Annotated in this window: 16 protein-coding genes; 15 read left to right on the top strand and 1 reads right to left on the bottom strand. The window is 71.0% G+C overall.

Annotated features, from left to right (window positions below; genetic code table 11):
- Positions 1-113: 113 nt before the first annotated feature.
- From eno to AC156L_RS04355, 10 genes are all read left to right on the top strand, one after another.
- Positions 114-1,400 (top strand): phosphopyruvate hydratase, encoded by a 1,287-nt coding sequence (gene eno, locus AC156L_RS04400; protein ID WP_330883741.1) that lies wholly within the window; start codon positions 114-116, stop codon positions 1,398-1,400.
- 5 nt (positions 1,401-1,405) lie between these two features.
- A complete protein-coding gene (locus AC156L_RS04395) occupies positions 1,406-1,906 on the top strand; it encodes an FtsB family cell division protein (RefSeq protein WP_330883739.1) in 501 nt (166 codons plus the stop codon).
- A complete protein-coding gene (locus AC156L_RS04390; RefSeq protein ID WP_330883737.1) occupies positions 1,903-2,391 on the top strand; it encodes a DUF501 domain-containing protein in 489 nt (162 codons plus the stop codon). The genes AC156L_RS04395 and AC156L_RS04390 overlap by 4 nt, the downstream gene beginning before the upstream one ends.
- Positions 2,392-2,630: 239 nt before the next feature.
- A complete protein-coding gene (locus AC156L_RS04385; protein ID WP_330883735.1) occupies positions 2,631-3,992 on the top strand; it encodes a lytic transglycosylase domain-containing protein in 1,362 nt (453 codons plus the stop codon).
- A 114-nt stretch (positions 3,993-4,106) separates the two neighbouring features.
- Positions 4,107-5,060, top strand: coding sequence for a Ppx/GppA phosphatase family protein (locus AC156L_RS04380; RefSeq protein WP_330883733.1), 954 nt, complete (start codon positions 4,107-4,109; stop codon positions 5,058-5,060).
- Between the two features lie 158 nt (positions 5,061-5,218).
- Positions 5,219-6,838: a peptide ABC transporter substrate-binding protein gene (locus AC156L_RS04375; protein ID WP_330883731.1), complete on the top strand. Its 1,620-nt coding sequence runs from the start codon at positions 5,219-5,221 to the stop codon at positions 6,836-6,838.
- A 98-nt stretch (positions 6,839-6,936) separates the two neighbouring features.
- Positions 6,937-7,869 carry an ABC transporter permease gene (locus tag AC156L_RS04370; RefSeq protein ID WP_330883729.1) on the top strand — a complete coding sequence of 311 codons (933 nt, stop codon included), beginning with the start codon at positions 6,937-6,939 and terminating at the stop codon, positions 7,867-7,869.
- Positions 7,862-8,830 (top strand): ABC transporter permease, encoded by a 969-nt coding sequence (locus tag AC156L_RS04365; RefSeq protein ID WP_330883727.1) that lies wholly within the window; start codon positions 7,862-7,864, stop codon positions 8,828-8,830. The genes AC156L_RS04370 and AC156L_RS04365 overlap by 8 nt, the downstream gene beginning before the upstream one ends.
- A gap of 11 nt (positions 8,831-8,841) precedes the next feature.
- Positions 8,842-9,828, top strand: coding sequence for an ABC transporter ATP-binding protein (locus tag AC156L_RS04360; RefSeq protein WP_330883725.1), 987 nt, complete (start codon positions 8,842-8,844; stop codon positions 9,826-9,828).
- Entirely contained in the window at positions 9,821-10,816 is a 996-nt protein-coding gene (locus tag AC156L_RS04355) for an ABC transporter ATP-binding protein (RefSeq protein WP_330883723.1), read from the top strand. The genes AC156L_RS04360 and AC156L_RS04355 overlap by 8 nt, the downstream gene beginning before the upstream one ends.
- A gap of 43 nt (positions 10,817-10,859) precedes the next feature.
- On the opposite strand, the gene AC156L_RS04350 is transcribed toward AC156L_RS04355, so the two are convergent.
- Entirely contained in the window at positions 10,860-12,338 is a 1,479-nt protein-coding gene (locus AC156L_RS04350) for a S10 family peptidase (RefSeq protein WP_330883721.1), read from the bottom strand.
- Positions 12,339-12,368: 30 nt separating this feature from the next.
- Between AC156L_RS04350 and AC156L_RS04345 the strand changes: the two genes are divergently transcribed.
- The 5 genes from AC156L_RS04345 to AC156L_RS04325 are packed head-to-tail and all read left to right on the top strand — an operon-like array spanning position 12,369 to position 16,562.
- Positions 12,369-13,076 (top strand): uracil-DNA glycosylase, encoded by a 708-nt coding sequence (locus AC156L_RS04345; RefSeq protein ID WP_330883719.1) that lies wholly within the window; start codon positions 12,369-12,371, stop codon positions 13,074-13,076.
- 60 nt (positions 13,077-13,136) lie between these two features.
- Positions 13,137-13,808: a DUF4129 domain-containing protein gene (locus AC156L_RS04340; protein WP_330883717.1), complete on the top strand. Its 672-nt coding sequence runs from the start codon at positions 13,137-13,139 to the stop codon at positions 13,806-13,808.
- Complete coding sequence (locus AC156L_RS04335; protein ID WP_330883714.1) at positions 13,805-14,269, top strand: hypothetical protein; 465 nt, start codon at positions 13,805-13,807, stop codon at positions 14,267-14,269. The genes AC156L_RS04340 and AC156L_RS04335 overlap by 4 nt, the downstream gene beginning before the upstream one ends.
- Positions 14,266-15,240, top strand: coding sequence for an AAA family ATPase (locus AC156L_RS04330; RefSeq protein WP_330883712.1), 975 nt, complete (start codon positions 14,266-14,268; stop codon positions 15,238-15,240). Before AC156L_RS04335 ends, AC156L_RS04330 begins: the two co-directional genes overlap by 4 nt.
- Positions 15,237-16,562, top strand: a complete 1,326-nt coding sequence (locus tag AC156L_RS04325) for a DUF58 domain-containing protein (protein WP_330883710.1) — start codon at positions 15,237-15,239, stop codon at positions 16,560-16,562. Before AC156L_RS04330 ends, AC156L_RS04325 begins: the two co-directional genes overlap by 4 nt.
- The last annotated feature ends 90 nt before the right edge of the window (positions 16,563-16,652 follow it).

Here is a 16,652-nt window from a genome sequence, read left to right as displayed (position 1 = left end):
TTCGGACGCGCGCCCCGGTGATCACCACGGCATTTCGCGTGCCTGCGACGAGGCCCGGAGCCGCACAAGTAGGCTCGGGGCCGAGACGACATGCAGCTGAATAGGGAGCGCAAGTGGCGGTCATCGAGCAGGTCGGCGCACGGGAGATCCTGGATTCCCGAGGCAACCCCACGGTCGAGGTGGAGGTGGCGCTGGACGACGGGACGTTGGAGCGCGCCGCGGTTCCCTCCGGGGCCTCGACCGGTGAGCACGAGGCGGTCGAGCTGCGCGACGGCGACCCCAAGCGCTACAACGGCAAGGGTGTTCTCCGCGCGGTCACCGCGGTGCTGGACGAGATCGGCCCCGAACTCGTGGGCATCGAAGCCGTGGAACAGCGGGTGGTCGACCAGAAGCTCGTCGACCTCGACGGCACCCCGGACAAGTCGCGCCTCGGCGCGAACGCGATCCTCGGCGTCTCGCTCGCCGTGGCCAAGGCGGCGGCGACGTCCAGCGGCCTTGAGCTGTTCCGCTACATCGGCGGCCCGAACGCGCACGTCCTCCCGGTGCCGATGCTGAACATCCTGAACGGCGGCTCGCACGCCGACACGGACGTCGACATCCAGGAGTTCATGATCGCGCCGATCGGCGCGGAGTCCTTCCGCGAGGCGCTGCGCTGGGGCACCGAGGTGTACCACTCGCTCAAGTCCGTGCTGAAGGGCAAGGGCCTGGCGACCGGTCTCGGCGACGAGGGCGGCTTCGCGCCGAACCTGTCGAGCAACCGCGACGCGCTCGACCTGATCCTGGTCGCGATCGAGAAGGCGGGCTTCACGCCGGGCCGCGACATCGCGCTCGCGCTGGACGTGGCGGCGACGGAGTTCTACTCCGACGGCGCTTACACGTTCGAGAAGTCGAAGCGCAGCGCCGAGCAGATGACCGGCTACTACACCGAGCTGGTCAACTCCTACCCGATGGTCTCCATCGAGGACCCGCTGTCCGAGGACGACTGGGACGGCTGGGTCCAGATGACCGCCGAGCTGGGCGAGCGCGTCCAGATCGTCGGCGACGACCTGTTCGTCACCAACCCGGAGCGCCTGGAGGAGGGCATCTCCCGCCGCGCGGCCAACGCGCTGCTGGTGAAGGTCAACCAGATCGGCACGCTGTCGGAGACCCTCGACGCGGTCTCGCTGGCCACGTCGTACGGCTACAAGTCGATGATGAGCCACCGCTCTGGCGAGACCGAGGACACCACCATCGCCGACCTCGCGGTCGCGACCGGTGTCGGCCAGATCAAGACCGGTGCGCCCGCCCGCGGCGAGCGCACGGCGAAGTACAACCAGCTCCTCCGCATCGAGGAGACCCTGGGCGACGCCGCTCGCTACGCGGGCGACCTGGCCTTCCCGCGGTACACGCCGGAGGCCTGAGCCCCGTGCCCCAAGCCGATCGGGACCGGCGCCGCCGGCGGAGCCCAGCTCCGTCGGCGGCCCGGCCTGACCGCGCCCGCCGTCCAGCGCCGTCCAAGGCCCGCACCCGCGCGGGAGCGGGCACGGGCGGCGCGTTCGGCATGTCCGGCACCCGCCGTGCGGCGCTGCTCGCGATGGTGCTGTGCGCGCTCGCGCTCAGCATCGCCGTGCCGCTGCGGACGTACCTGGCGCAGCGCGACGAGCTGCGCCAGGTGACCGCGCAGCAGGGCCAGCTCGCCGCCGAGGTGGCGAAGCTGGAGCAGCGGCAGGCCGAGCTGAACGACCCGGCGCAGGTCGAGGCCGAGGCGCGCAAGCGGCTGCACTACGTGCGGCCCGGCGAGACCCCCTACATCGTCCAGCTCCCCGGTGACGAGGAGCGCACACCCGAACAGGAGAGGCCGGCCAAGGCGCCGGCCGCGAACACGTCTTGGTACCAGCAGTTGTGGCAGTCGGTGGCGAAGAGATGACGATCGAGCAGGAGGACCGCGACTTCGTGGCGTCCCAGCTCGGCCGGGCGCCGCGCGGGATGCGCAGGATCTCGGCGCGCTGCCCCAGCGGGCACGCGTCGGTCGTGCAGACCAACCCCCGGCTGGAGGACGGCACGCCGTTCCCGACGCTGTACTACCTGACGTGCTCGCGGCTGAACTCGTTGGTCAGCACGCTGGAGGGCTCCGGCCTGATGCGCGAGATGACCGAGCGGCTCGCCGAGGACGAGGAGCTGGCCGCCGCGTACCTGCGGGCGCACGAGGCGTACCTCGCGGAGCGGGACGCGATCGAGTCGCTCGGCACGAAGGTCACCGCGGGCGGGATGCCGGACCGGGTCAAGTGCCTGCACGTCCACGTGGCCCACTCGCTGTCCGTCGGCCGGGGCGTGAACCCCTTCGGCGACGAGGCGCTCGACCGGTTGGCCGAGTCCTGGCCCAGCGGCGACTGCGCGGCCCCCGGCTCCTGAGCGGCTTCGGCCGTTCGGACCACCGCCCGCGGTCGTGGCGCGCATCACCGTCAACGGTGAAAAACCCGTCACGCAACCGTTCCACCGCCGGTTCGTTGGACAAAGTCGTGTCCTGTTGGCAACGAGTTCCCGTGACACGGCGATGTCAATGAGGCAGGGTTGTGGATGGGGAAGAGCGTGATGCGGTTCGCCGGACCGGGTCCGGCGGGTGGCGATGAGGCTCAGGGAGTGAGTGTTTCGTGGCAGTGCGGAAAAAACGGGGCCGCAAGCGCAAGGCGAGAAGGGTCGTCGCGGGCACCGCGACGATGACTCCGCGCCAGTGGGGCATCGCCGCGACGGTCACCTGCGCGATGCTCACGCCGACGCTGCTGACCGGGACCGGCACCCTCGACTGGATCAACGCGTCCAACCGCTCCGACATCGCGGCCGAGTCGCCGGGCCCCGGCGACGTGCTCAGCGCGATCCGCGCCCGCGGCGCCACCGACGACCAGCTCGGCGCGGGCGGCAGGCTCCCCGAGACCGACGAGCTGAGCGCCGCGTTCCTCGCCGACGCCGACGACCTGGAGTCGCTGCGCGGCGGGCTCAACCCGTTCGACGACCTCGGCGAGGGCGTCCCCGGCATCCCCGGTGTGATGCTGGAGGCCTACCAGCGGGCCGAGGAGCGCCTGGCCGCGACCAAGCCCGGCTGCAACATGTCGTGGTCGCTGCTCGCCTCCATCGGCCGCATCGAGTCGAACCACGCGCGCGGCGGCCGGGTGGACGCCAAGGGCAACGCCACCCCCGCGATCCTCGGCCCGGTGCTCGACGGCCAGGGCTTCGCCGCGATCCACGACACGGACGGCGGCGCCTTCGACGGCGACTCGACGTGGGACCGCGCGGTCGGCCCGATGCAGTTCATCCCCGGCACCTGGGCGGCGTTCGCCGCGGACGGCAACGGCGACGGCGAGAGCAACCCCAACAACATCTACGACGCCACGGTCGGCGCGGGCAACTACCTGTGCTCCGGCGGCGGCGACATGGACGACCCGGTGCAGCGGGCGCAGGCGATCTTCCGCTACAACCACTCCGACGAGTACGTCGCGACCGTGATGGCGTGGGCGATCCAGTACGAGGAGGGCGTCGACTCGCTGCCCGACCTCAGCGGCTCGGACGCCGACTACTACTACCCGCCGTACGACTACGACGACTACCCGGACGTCCCGCCGACGGGCGACACCGGCACCGGCAACCCCGGCTCGTCGTCCACGTCGAACCCGCCGCAGTCGAGCTCCTCGTCGTCCAGCACGACCACGTCGAGGTCGACCACCACCACGACGACGCCGCCGACGAGCGGCACGACGACCACGCTCATCCCGAGCTGCCCGACCTTCCCGACGTCGACCACCACGACCACCGGCGGGACGACGACGAGCACCACGACGTCGACCACCCCGACGACCACGACGACCATCTCGGTGCCGCCGGGCTGCCCGACGCCCCCGCCGCCCACCACCACCACGACGACGACCACCACGACCGCCGAGGGGTCCTCACCCGCGTCCGGCTCGTCGCCCGCCGCGGGCAGCTCGGTGGCCGCGTCCTCGTCGATGAAGCCCGCGTAACCGCGTCCAACCCCGTACCGGAGGGGAACCCAGCGTCCGCTGGGTTCCCCTCCGGTCGTTCGCGGCGCTCCCGGCGGCTACCGTCCTGCGCGAGCACACACGAGGAGGACTGCGATGGCACGGGTGGCCGCGATCGACTGCGGGACGAACTCGATCCGCCTGCTGGTCGCTGACGTGACCACGGGCGACGACGGCGCCCACCGGCTCCGCGACGTGCACCGCGAGATGCGCGTGGTCCGGCTCGGCCAGGGCGTGGACGCCACGGGCGTGCTCGCCCCCGAGGCCATCGCCCGCACGCGGGCCGCGCTGCTGGACTACACGGCGGTCCTGCGGCGCAAGGGCACCGAGCGCGTGCGGATGGTCGCCACGTCCGCGACCCGCGACGCCGCCAACCGCGACGAGTTCTTCGCGATGACCGCCGAGGTGCTCGGCGTGGAGGCCGAGGTCATCACCGGCGACGAGGAGGCCCGCCTGTCGTTCACCGGCGCCGTGGCCGACCAGGAGCCCGAGGAGGGCCCCTTCCTGGTCTCCGACGTCGGCGGGGGCTCCACGGAGCTGGTGGTGGGCACCTGGGACGGCGTCCGGAGCTCCGTGGAGGCCGGTCTGTCGGTCGACGTCGGCTGCGTGCGGCTGACCGAGCGCTGCCTGCGCTCCGACCCGCCGACGGCCGCCGAGGTCGACGAGGCGGTCCGCGTGGCGTCCGACGTGCTCGCGGAGGCGTTCGCGGCCGTGCCGGTGGCCAAGGCGCGGGGCTGGATCGGTGTCGCGGGCACCGTGACGACGCTGGCCGCCATCGCGAAGGACCTGCCCGCGTACGACTCGGACGAGGTCCACCTCACCCGGATCTCGCTGGACCGGGTGAGGGAGATCACCGGGCGGCTGCTCGCGATGAGCCGCGACGAGCGCGCGGCCATCGGGTCGATGCACCCCGGCCGGGTCGACGTGATCATCGGCGGGGCGCTGGTCGTGCGGACGATCGCCGACCACCTGGCGGCGAACACCGAGGTCACGGAGCTGATCGCGAGCGAGCACGACATCCTGGACGGCATAGCGTTCGCGCTCGCCTGAAGTGGTAATTGGTATTGATCGTGACGTGTTCGTGACAGCCCAATCCAGCGGCCTGCGACATTGCCGCATTACCGTCCCTCTCACGTTCTGGGAATCCGCCCTTCGGGGGGTGAGGTACTCCGCCGCCGCGGAGTCGCCAGATTAGGTGGGAGGGATGTATGTCGCGATCACGCTCGATCTCGTGGCTCGCACTACCGGTCGCGCTCGTCATGACGCTGACCGCTTGCGGTGGCGGGACGAGTTCGGACAGTGCGGCAGGGACCAACGAGGAGGGCACGGTGTCGATCTACGGCACTGAGCCCAAGGCGAACCTGCTGCCCGCGAACACCACCGAAGCCGGTGGCTCGAAGGCCGTGGAGGCGCTCTACACGCGCCTCGTCGGCTTCAAGGCCGAGGACGGTTCGACCTACAACCTGGCGGCCGAGTCGATCACGACGAGCGACGCCAAGGTCTACACGATCAAGCTCAAGCAGGGCTGGAAGTTCCACGACGGCACCGACGTGAAGGCGAAGAACTTCGTCGACGCGTGGAACTACGGCGCCTACGCGCCGAACGCCCAGCAGGGCTCCCCCTTCTTCGCGCAGATCCAGGGCTACGACGACGTCTCCCCGGCCACCGAGGGTGCGGCCCCGACCGCGGAGAAGATGTCCGGCCTGGAGGTCGTGGGCGACTACGAGTTCAAGGTCACGCTGAAGGGCCCGTTCTCGGTCTTCACCAGCCAGATCGGCTACCTGCCGTTCTCGCCGCTGCCGGACGCGTTCTTCGCCGACCCGAAGGCCTTCGAGGCGAAGCCGATCGGCAACGGCCCGATGAAGTTCGTGTCGCGCACGCCGAACGCCCTGATCAAGCTGGAGCGCTTCGCCGACTACCAGGGCGAGGACAAGGTCCACTTCAAGACCCTGGACATCAAGATCTACTCCAGCCAGGAGACCGCGTACCAGGACCTGGTCGGCGGCAAGCTGGACTTCATGGAGGCGCTGCCCCCGTCGGCCAAGATCGGCGACAAGCACAAGTCCGACCTCGGTGACCGCGTGCTCAACGCGAACCTGCTCGGCATCAGCACCATCGGCGTCCCGTACTACGTGCCGGGCTTCGACAACCTGGACCTGCGCAAGGCCATCGCGCTGGCCATCAACCGCGACCAGATCACGAAGACGGTGCTCGCCAACTCCTACGCGCCGGTCGACGGCTGGGTCCCGCCGGGCATCGACGGCTACGAGCCCAACGTGTGCGGCGACTTCTGCAAGTACGACAAGGAGAAGGCCAAGGAGTACTTCACCAAGTCGGGCTTCACCGGCAAGCTGACGATCCAGTCGAACGCCGACGGTGGCCGCAAGGAGCCCCTGGAGGCGGCCTGCAACTCCATCAAGGACGCGCTCGGCGTGGACTGCGAGTTCGTGGGCGCGACCAACTTCGGCGCGTTCCGGCAGATCGTCGACGGCCAGCAGCTCACCGGCATGAGCCGGTCGGACTGGTCCGCCGACTACCCGTCGATCGAGAACTTCCTCAACCCGATGTACAAGACCGGCGGGTCGTCCAACGACACCACCTACAGCAACCCCGCGGTGGACGCGCTGCTGGCGAAGGCCGACGGCACGGCCGACAAGAACGAGGCCATCAAGGTCTACCAGGAGGCCCACAGGCTGATGGCCAAGGACCTGCCGTCCATCCCGGTCTGGACCGAGAAGGGCATCGGCGGCTACTCGAAGAACCTGAGCGCCGCCAAGCTGACCTTCAAGCGCGACGGCGAACTGGCCGCCTTCCGCGTCAAGGGCTGACCCCGAACGGCTAACCGAGCAACGGTCCGGCTCCGCGAGCACCACCGCGGAGCCGGACCCGCGTTCAGGCGCATCCCACCACGCAAGGAGCCACAGGCATGGGTCGCTACGTGCTGCGACGCCTACTCCAGCTCATACCGGTGTTCATCGGGACCACGTTCATCATCTACGCCCTCGTCTGGGCGATCCCGCAGGACCCGTTCGCGGGCAAGTGCGGGCAGAGGCCGTGCCCCGAGTCCTACATCGCCGCGATGAGCGAGAAGTTCAACTTCGACGACCCGCTCCCCCTCCAGTACCTGAAGTACATGGGCAACGTGGTCACCGGCGACTTCGGCGACACGTTCTCGGGCATCTCGGTCGGCGAGCAGATCGCCACCGCCTACCCGACCACGGTGAAGCTCGCGATCATCGCGCTGCTCATCGAGGCCCTGATCGGCATCACCGCGGGTGTCCTCACCGGTCTGCGCAAGCAGGGCTTCCTGGACAACCTCGTCCTGGTGTCCACGCTGTTCCTGATCTCGCTCCCGGTGTTCGTCACGGGCTTCGTGCTGCGCCTCTACCTCGGCCCGCAGGGCCTCGACCTGTTCGACGTGGGTGTGGACTCGACCGACCCGACGTTCGCCCAGCTGATCCTGCCGGGCTTCGTCCTCGGCAGCACGTCGATGGCCTACGTGGCCAGGCTGACCCGCAGCAGCATCGCCGAGAACCGGCACGCGGACTACGTGCGCACGGCCATCGCCAAGGGGCAGCCGACCCGCCGCGTCGTCGGCGTGCACCTGCTGCGCAACTCCCTCATCCCGGTGATCACGTTCCTCGGCACCGACCTGGGCAGCCTCATGGGCGGCGCGATCGTCACCGAGGGCGTGTTCAACATCAACGGCATCGGTGGCCTGATCTTCCGGGGCATCCAGGAGAAGGAGGGCATCACCGTCACCGGCGTGGTCACGATGCTCGTCCTCGTCTACCTGCTGATGAGCCTGGTCGTCGACCTCCTGTACGCCGTTCTCGACCCGAGGATCCGCTATGAGTGACCCTGGTGCCAGCGGCGCCGGGCTGGAGAAGGCCGCCGCCTCCGCCGTGGGCGACCTCAGCCACGTGGACGACTCGTCGCAGAGGCAGGGCAAGCCCCGCAGCCTGTGGAGCGACGCGTGGGGCGAGCTGCGCCGCAAACCGACCTTCATCATCTCGCTGGTGATCATCTTCATCGTGGTGGTCATGGCCGCGTTCCCGTCGCTGTTCACCTCGGTGGACCCGCGGGCCGCGAACCTGGACAACTACCTGAAGACGCCGTCCGCCGACGCGTGGTTCGGCTACGACGTGCAGGGCTACGACGTGTACGCCCGCGCCGTCTACGGAGCCAGGGCCTCGCTGCTCGTCGGCCTGTTCTCGACGCTGCTCACGGTGCTGATCGGCTCCGTGGTCGGCATCTTCGCCGGCTACGCGAAGAGCTGGGTCGACAGCCTCCTGTCCCGCTTCGGCGACATCTTCGCGGGCGTCCCGTTCGTGCTGGGCGCGATCGTCATCCTGACGACGTTCAACTCGCCGACGGAGAACCCCAGCGCGGTGCGGATCATCACCCAGGTGGTGCTGTCCATCGCCGTGCTGTCCTGGCCCGTGTCGATGAGGATCATGCGGTCCGCGACGCTGGTCGCGAAGCAGCAGGACTACGTGAAGGCCGCCCGCGGCCTGGGCGCGAGCCCGCTGCGGATCGTCTTCCGGCACCTGCTGCCGAACACCGTCGCGCCGGTGCTGGTGTACGCCACGATCGCGCTCGGCGCGTTCATCGGCGCCGAGGCGACGCTCGCGTTCCTCGGCATCGGCCTGCGCCCGCCGGTGGTGTCCTGGGGCGTGATGATCAGCGAGTCCCGCGACTACTTCCAGGCGGCGCCGCACATGCTGCTGTTCCCCGCCGGGTTCGTGACGATCACCGTGCTGGCCTTCGTCATCCTGGGCGACGCCGTGCGCGACGCCCTCGACCCCAAGTCGCGATAGGAGTTCCGACCGTGACCGCACCACTGCTGGAGGTCGAGGACCTCCACGTGGAGTTCCGCACCCGCGACGGCGTCGCGAAGGTGCTCAACGGGGTCGGGTACCAGGTCAACGCGGGGGAGACCCTCGCTGTCCTCGGCGAATCCGGCTCGGGCAAGAGCGTCACCGCGCAGACGATCATGGGCATCCTGGACACCCCGCCCGCGTTCGTCACGAAGGGCGCCATCCGGTTCAACGGCGAGGACCTGCTGACCGCGTCCGACGACCGCCGCCGCGACGTCCGCGGCGACGGCATCGCGATGATCTTCCAGGACGCCCTGTCCGCGCTGAACCCCGTGTTCACCGTGGGTTTCCAGATCGAGGAGCAGCTGCGCGTGCGGCGGGGGATGACCCGCAAGGACGCCCGCGCCCGTGCGATCGAGCTGCTCGACCTGGTGAAGATCCCCAACGCCAAGAACCGGGTGGGCGAGTACCCGCACCAGTTCTCCGGCGGGATGCGGCAGCGCGCGATGATCGCGATGTCGCTCGCGCTCGACCCGGAGATGCTGATCGCCGACGAGCCCACGACCGCGCTGGACGTCACCGTGCAGGCCCAGATCATGGACCTGCTGCGGGAGATCCAGGGCGAACGCGACATGGGCCTGATCCTGATCACCCACGACCTCGGCGTCGTCGCGGACGTGGCGGACCGGATCGCGGTGATGTACGCGGGCCGGATCGTCGAGCACGCGGACGTGTACCAGCTGTTCCGCGCGCCCGGCCACCCGTACACCGAGTCGCTGCTGGAGTCGTTGCCGCGCCTGGACCTCAAGGGCCAGGAGCTCAAGACGATCAAGGGGTTGCCGCCGAGCCTGACGAACATCCCGTCCGGCTGCCCGTTCCACCCGCGCTGCCCGCGCGCCGTGGACGTCTGCACGACCGAGGTGCCCGCCAACCACCGGCTCGGCCTCGACCGCACCAGCGCGTGCCACTTCGCGGAGGAGGTCGTCAGCCGTGGCTGAGCCGATCCTGGAGGTCACCGACCTCGTCAAGCACTTCCCGGTCCGCGTCGGTGTGCTGTTCAAGCGCACCATCGGCCACGTCAAGGCGGTCGACGGCGTCTCGTTCACCCTGAACAAGGGCGAGACGCTCGGCGTCGTCGGAGAGTCCGGCTGCGGCAAGTCCACGCTCGCGCAGGTGCTGATGCGGCTGGAGCCGCCGACGTCCGGCGGCGCCACGTTCGAGGGCCGCGACATGTTCGCCATGCGCGGCGCCGAGCTGCGCAGGCTGCGGCGCGACATCCAGATCGTGCTCCAGGACCCGTACACCTCGCTCAACCCGCGGATGACCGTCGGCGACATCGTCGGCGAGCCGTTCGAGATCCACACCGAGGTGGCGCCCAAGGGCTCGCGGCGGCAGAAGGTGCAGGAGCTGCTCGACACCGTCGGGCTCAACCCCGAGCACATCCACCGCTACCCGCACCAGTTCTCCGGCGGTCAGCGCCAGCGCATCGGCATCGCCCGCGCGCTCGCGCTGCGCCCCAAGGTGATCGTGTGCGACGAGCCCGTGTCGGCCCTGGACGTCTCCATCCAGGCCCAGGTGATGAACCTGCTGGGCGAACTCCAGTCCGACCTCGGGCTGTCCTACGTGTTCATCGCCCACGACCTGTCCGTGGTGCGGCACCTGTCCGACCGGGTCGCCGTGATGTACCTGGGCAAGATCGTGGAAACGGGGACGGAGGACCAGATCTACGAGCGTCCGACGCACCCGTACACGCAGGCGCTGCTGTCCGCGGTGCCCGTGCCGGACCCGACGCAGCGCGGCACGCGCGACGTCATCCGGCTGACCGGTGACGTGCCGTCGCCGGTCGACCCGCCGTCGGGCTGCCACTTCCGCACCCGCTGCTGGAAGGCGCAGGACATCTGCGCCACCGAGGAGCCCGCCTTGATCGTCCGCGCCGGGGACCACCCGAGCGCGTGCCACTTCGCCGAGGAGCGCTCGGTCGTCTGACCCCGTCGGGGGCGCCCGGTTCCCACCGGCCGCCCCCGTCCGGTCAGCGGTTCGACGCGGACTTCACGAAGTCCGCCAGGTCCTTCGACTGCTGCACGCGCGAGGGTTCGTGCACGTACATCATGTGGCCCGCCGGGTAGTACGCCGACTCGATGTTCTCCCGCAGCTCGGCCGGGATCGCCAGGTGCGCCAGCACGTGCTCGGACGCGTAGTACGCCGTCGCGCCGTCGTGGTAGCCGAACGCCACGTGCACCCTCAGGTGCGGGTTGGCGCGCATCGCGGCCGACAGCTTCGCCGTGACCGACACCGCGCGGCCCTCGAACTCCTTGTAGGACCACGGGTGAACGGCCCGCGAGATGATCTCGTACGGCAGGTCGTTCGAGTACTCCAGCTCGGCCCGCACGTAGTGGTTCAGCGCCGCCGCGTACGGCCCCAGGATCGCCGCGTACGAGGCGTCCTCCGACATCTGCTCCTGGCCGTAGTCCGCGTCCCAGCTCGTGAAGCGGCCGTCGAGCCTGCCGACGATCCGGCGCTGGTGGCGCAGCAGCTCGGTGAAGAAGCGGATGTGCTCGACCCGCAGGTTCACCCGGTCCACGTAGTCCTCGGACAGGCCGGTGATGGCGGCGAGCCGGGTGACGACGTCCGCGCGCTCCTCGTCGGTGAGCCGGTGGCCGCGGTTGAGCGCCCACGGGTAGTCGCGCGAGGCGAACTCCTCGGCCTCGGCGAGCACGTCCGCGAGTTCCCGGTCGCCGTGCAGGCCGTGGTAGTGGGCGATGGCGGCGTAGGTCGGCAGGAACAGGGCGTACGCGACGTCGTTGTTCTCGCTGAAGTCCAGCGTGGTGAAGTCCAGGACGGACGAGATCAGCATGAGCCCGTTGAGGTACATGCCGTACCGGGTCTGGAGGTGCTCGGCGAGGCCTGCCGCGCGCAGCGTGCCGTACGACTCGCCCGCGAGGAACTTCGGCGACATCCACCGGCCGTTGCGCGAGGTCCACAGCCGGACCACCTCGCCGACGGACTCGATGTCGCCCTGGAAGCCGTGGTACTCGCCGGGCTTCTCGCCCTTCACGGCGCGGGAGTACCCGGTGGAGACCGGGTCGATGAACACGAGGTCGCTGTGGGCCAACAGGGTCTCGGCGTTGTCGGCCAGCTCGTACGGCGGCGGCGTCAGCGCGCCGACGTCACCCGTCACGACCCGGCGCGGGCCGAGCAGGCCCAGGTGCAGCCACACGCTCGACGAGCCGGGCCCGCCGTTGAACGCGAACGTCACCGGCCGCGTCTTCGGGTCGGCCCCGTCCAGCGTGTACGTGGTCACGAAGACCTCGGCCTTGGGCTGGTGGCCGTCGAACTTGCCCTCGGTGAGCACCTCCTGGCGCAGCACGACGCGGCCGGTCGTGGTGGTGTAGTTCAGCTTGCGCCGCTTGACGGTGATGCTGTGCGTGGCCGTGACGAGGTCGTCGGACGGGATGTCCTTCTCGTCCTTCTTCTCGTCCTCGGCCGTGCCGTTGTCCTTGTCGGTCATGGTCGAACCCTACGTTCGAAGGGGACTGGAGTGCTCGCTCTCGATCAACTCGACGCGGAGGTCACCACGTGCCGGGCCTGCCCGCGCCTGGTCGCGTGGCGCGAGGAGGTGGCCCGCGTGAAGCGCGCCGCGTTCCGCGACGAGGAGTACTGGGGACGCCCCGTCCCCGGCTTCGGCCCGGCCGACGCGCACCTGGCGATCGTCGGCCTGGCACCGGCCGCCCACGGCGCCAACCGCACCGGGCGGATGTTCACCGGCGACCGCTCCGGCGAGGTGCTCTACGCCGCCCTGCACGCCGTCGGACTGGCCTCGCAGCCGACCGCGCACCACGTCGGCGACGGCCTGGAGCTGCACGGGACCCGCATCACCGCACCGGTGAAGTGCGCGCCGCCGGAGAACAAGCCGACGCCCCAGGAGCGCGACAACTGCCGTCCGTGGCTCGTCGCGGAACTCGAACTGCTGAGGCCCTCGCTCCGCTCGGTGGTGGTCCTCGGCGGATTCGGCTGGCAGGCGCTCCTGCCGGTCCTGACCGCGTTCTGGGAGGTGCCGCGCCCGCGGCCGAAGTTCGGCCACGGCGTCGAGGTGGTCCTGCCCGCGCTCGACGGCGGGGAGCCGCTGCACGTGTTCGGCTGCTTCCACGTGAGCCAGCAGAACACGTTCACCGGGAGGCTGACCCCGGCGATGGTCGAGGACGTGCTGCGGCGGGCGTCGCGGGTGGCCGGACCGGAACCCCGGTGAACGGCGGACGACCGGGGGAAAACGTGGGCGGCTGTCGGGGTCGACGTGCATCCTGACCACATGAGGACCCGGTGGCCCGTGCCGCTCCTGGTGGGAGCGGGGCTCGTGCTCGTCGCGCTCGCGGCGCGCGGGACCTCGCCGATCCCCTTCGACGGCACGCTGATCGGTCCCGCCCCGGTCCCGCCCGCGGCCTCCGCCGAGTCCGAGGAGAGCCGGGCCGAAGGGGTCGTCGGCGTGGTCGGCGGGTCGTTGGTGGCGCTGCTGGTCGTGCTCCTGTGCGTGCTGGTCGTCGCGTCGCTCGGCGCGGCGCTGATGATGCTCGGTCCGCGCCGCGAGCGGGTCCGGCGCGAGTCCGGGGCGGTGGCCGTGGCGCCGGACGACGCCGAGGACGGGCGGCCCGGCGCTGAACTGCTGCTCACCGGTGCCCGCAAGGCCCTCGTCGAGCTGCGGGGGAGACCTCCCGGCCCGCCGTCGGACGCCGTGGTGGCGGCGTGGCTGAACCTGGAGGAGGCCGCCGCGGCGGGCGGTGCGCCCCGGCAGGACCACGAGACCCCGACGGAGTTCACCGGCGCGCTGCTGGCCCGCTACGAGGTGGACACGGAGGCGGCGGCGACGCTGCGCGGGCTCTACCAGCGCGCCAGGTTCGGCGCACCCGAGCGGGTGTCGGACGAGGACGCCGCGTCCGCCGAGCGGGCGCTGGAGCGCGTCGTGGCCTGTCTGGACCGCCCGTGACGCCGCTGGTGGGTCTGGTCAGGGCCGTCCTCCTCGCGCTGGCCGCCGGTGCGGTCACCGGGTTCGGGCTGGTCGAGCTGGGCAGCCCGGTCGGGTGGGCGGTGGTGGTCGCGCTGCCGGTCGCCGCGCTCGCCCTGCTCCTCGCCCGGCTGCCGCGCGCCGCGGACATCACCTGGTCGCCCCTGCCGTCGCACGCCCCTGGCGCCACGTCCGTCGCGGCCTCGACGCTGGCCAGCCGCTTCGACGAGGCGTCCCGCGACCGCGACCGGTTCCTCTCGCGCGTCCGACCGCGGCTGCGCGCGGTCGCCGACGCCCGGCTGCGGCAGCGCGGCGTCACGACGCTGGAGCAGGGGCGCGACCTGCTCGGCGAGGACGTCTACCGCCTGCTCACCGACCCGAACGCCACCATGCCGGACCCGCGTGCCCTTGCCGAGCTGCTCGACAGACTGGAGACCCTGTGACGTCCACCGACACCACGAGCGTCGCGGACATCGCGACCGGGGGCACGGCCGTGCTGGACGCCGTCGGCACCGTGCTCGTCGGCAGGCAGCGGTCGCTGCGGCTGGCGCTGGCCGCCGTGCTCGCGGGCGGCCACGTGCTGCTGGAGGACGTGCCCGGCCTGGGCAAGACGCTGATGGCGCGCAGCCTCGCCCAGGCCCTGCACCTGGACTTCCGCCGCCTCCAGTGCACGCCGGACCTGCTGCCCGCCGACGTGACCGGCTCGTTCCTCTACGACCCCGGCGAGCGCGAGTTCAGCTTCCGCGCGGGCCCGGTCTTCACCGGCCTGCTGCTGGCCGACGAGATCAACCGGACCCCGCCCAAGACCCAGTCGGCGCTGCTGGAGGCCATGCAGGAGGGGCAGGTGACGGTGGAGGGCCGCACGTTCCCGCTGCCGCGGCCGTTCCACGTGCTGGCCACCGCGAACCCCGTGGAGCACGAGGGCACCTACCCGCTCCCGGAGGCGCAGCTCGACCGGTTCCTGGTGCGCCTGGACATCGGCTACCCGCCCGCCGCCGAGGAGGTCGAGGTGCTGCGCCGCAGGCTCGTCCGGCAGCGCGAGCAGACCGAGGTGGCACCGGTCTTCGAGGCGACCAGGCTCGCCGAGCTCCAGGCGGGCGTGGAGCGGGTCGCGGTCGACGAGGACGTGCTGCGCTACTGCGTCGACCTGGCCTCCTCGACCAGGGCGCACCCGGCGGTCGAGGTCGGCGCCTCGCCCCGCGGCGCGCTGGCGCTCGTGCTGGTCGCCAGGGCCCTCGCCGTCCTGGACGGCCGCGACTTCGTGCTGCCCGAGGACGTGAAGGACTGCGCCGTCCCCGCCCTCGCCCACCGGCTCACCCTGCGGCCCGAGACGTGGACGTCCGGCACCACCGGCGTGGAGGTCGTCACCGAGCTGCTGGGCAAGGTCCCCGGCCCCGCGAGCACGCGCTCGTGAGCCGGGCCGACCGGCTCAGGGCCGCGTTCACCCGCGAGACCGGGTGGCGGGCCACCGACGCGTACGGCCGCGCCGTCGTGCTGGGCGTCGGCCTCGTCGTCCTCGGCGGCCTGCTCCACGAGGTCGAACTCGTCCTGGTCGGCACCCCGTTCCTGATCTCCCTCCTGGCGGCCCTGGCCGTCCGCGTCCGCGGCGTCCCGACCGTCACCGTCCGCGCGCTGCCGCGCACCGCGGAACCCGGCTCGGCCACCACCGGCGTCGAGGTGGACCCGGCCGAGGGCGCCGAGTTCCTGGCCGTCCGCCTGCCCGCACCAGGCGCGGGGGGCGACGCCCTGGGCCCGGTCCACCTGCTCCCCGCCACCACCGACCCGATCGCCGTGAAGCTCCGCCGAGAAGCCTGGGGCGACGGCGTGGACCTGCGCGCGGACCACCTGTTCGCGGGCCCGGACGGCCTCCTGGTCCACGGCCCGGTCGTGGGCGTGGAACGGGGCCGCGTGGTCCTCCCCCCGGTGGACGCCCTACCAGCGGGCCTGCTCCCCGCCCGAGCCGCGGGCCTGGTGGGCGTCCACCGCACCCGCCGCCCCGGCGACTCGACCGAACTCCGCGACATCCGCGCCTTCCAACCGGGCGACCGCCTGCGCCGCATCGACTGGCGGATCTCCCTGCGCAGCCAGGTCGTGCACGTCCGAGAACACCACGCCGAAGCGGACGCGGACGTCCTGCTGGCCCTGGACACCCGCTACGACCTGGGCAGGAGGGTCGCGGACTGGTCAACAGGCCAGCCGGGCAACACCACGAGACCGAACGGCAGCCTGGACACCGCGGTAAGGGCAGCGGCGTCACTGGCCTCCGGCTACCTGCACCAGGGCGACCGAGTGGGCCTGGCAGACCTGGGCCGCCCGCAACTCAACGTCCGCCAGGGCACGGGCAAACGCCAACTGCTCACACTCCGCAACCAACTGGTCGTCTGCGCCCGCTCAGCAGGCTGGTCCCCCCGTCCGACACTGCACCGCACCCCCCACGGCGCCCTGGTCATCATCCTGTCCCCGTTCCTGGACGACCACGTGGTGGAGATAGCGGTACAGGCAGCCCGCAGGGGAAACCTGGTACTGGCGGTGGACGTACTACCACCGGACCTGGTCCCGGACGCGGAAACCCCGTGGGGCCAACCAGCGCTAAAACTGCTGAAACTGGAACAACGAACCAGGCTAAAAGCCCTGAAGCAGCACGGCGTCCCAGCGGTGACCTGGGACAAATCAGGCCGCTCAGCGGCAACGACACTGCAAAGGGCAAAACGCGGGGCAAGCCGGCTGAGAAGGTGAAACCACAGGCGAAGAATCCACCAGTCCACCCAACGCGGCAGACCGACCGCCGCGTGGCCGATTCTTCTCGGGGATCTGACCCTTGAAATC

Source organism: Umezawaea sp., assembly GCF_057122925.1.
Note: the sequence above shows the minus strand (reverse complement) of the source record. Positions and strands in the feature narration are given on the sequence as shown.

What these genes read in the sequence shown, in the direction of transcription:
- AC156L_RS04350 (WP_330883721.1), bottom strand. Translation starts at nt 12,338, where the DNA reads ATGACCGACAAGGACAACGGCACGGCCGAGGACGAGAAGAAGGACGAG.
- AC156L_RS04375 (WP_330883731.1), top strand. Translation starts at nt 5,219, where the DNA reads ATGTCGCGATCACGCTCGATCTCGTGGCTCGCACTACCGGTCGCGCTC.
- AC156L_RS04365 (WP_330883727.1), top strand. Translation starts at nt 7,862, where the DNA reads ATGAGTGACCCTGGTGCCAGCGGCGCCGGGCTGGAGAAGGCCGCCGCC.
- AC156L_RS04340 (WP_330883717.1), top strand. Translation starts at nt 13,137, where the DNA reads ATGAGGACCCGGTGGCCCGTGCCGCTCCTGGTGGGAGCGGGGCTCGTG.
- AC156L_RS04370 (WP_330883729.1), top strand. Translation starts at nt 6,937, where the DNA reads ATGGGTCGCTACGTGCTGCGACGCCTACTCCAGCTCATACCGGTGTTC.
- AC156L_RS04390 (WP_330883737.1), top strand. Translation starts at nt 1,903, where the DNA reads ATGACGATCGAGCAGGAGGACCGCGACTTCGTGGCGTCCCAGCTCGGC.
- AC156L_RS04380 (WP_330883733.1), top strand. Translation starts at nt 4,107, where the DNA reads ATGGCACGGGTGGCCGCGATCGACTGCGGGACGAACTCGATCCGCCTG.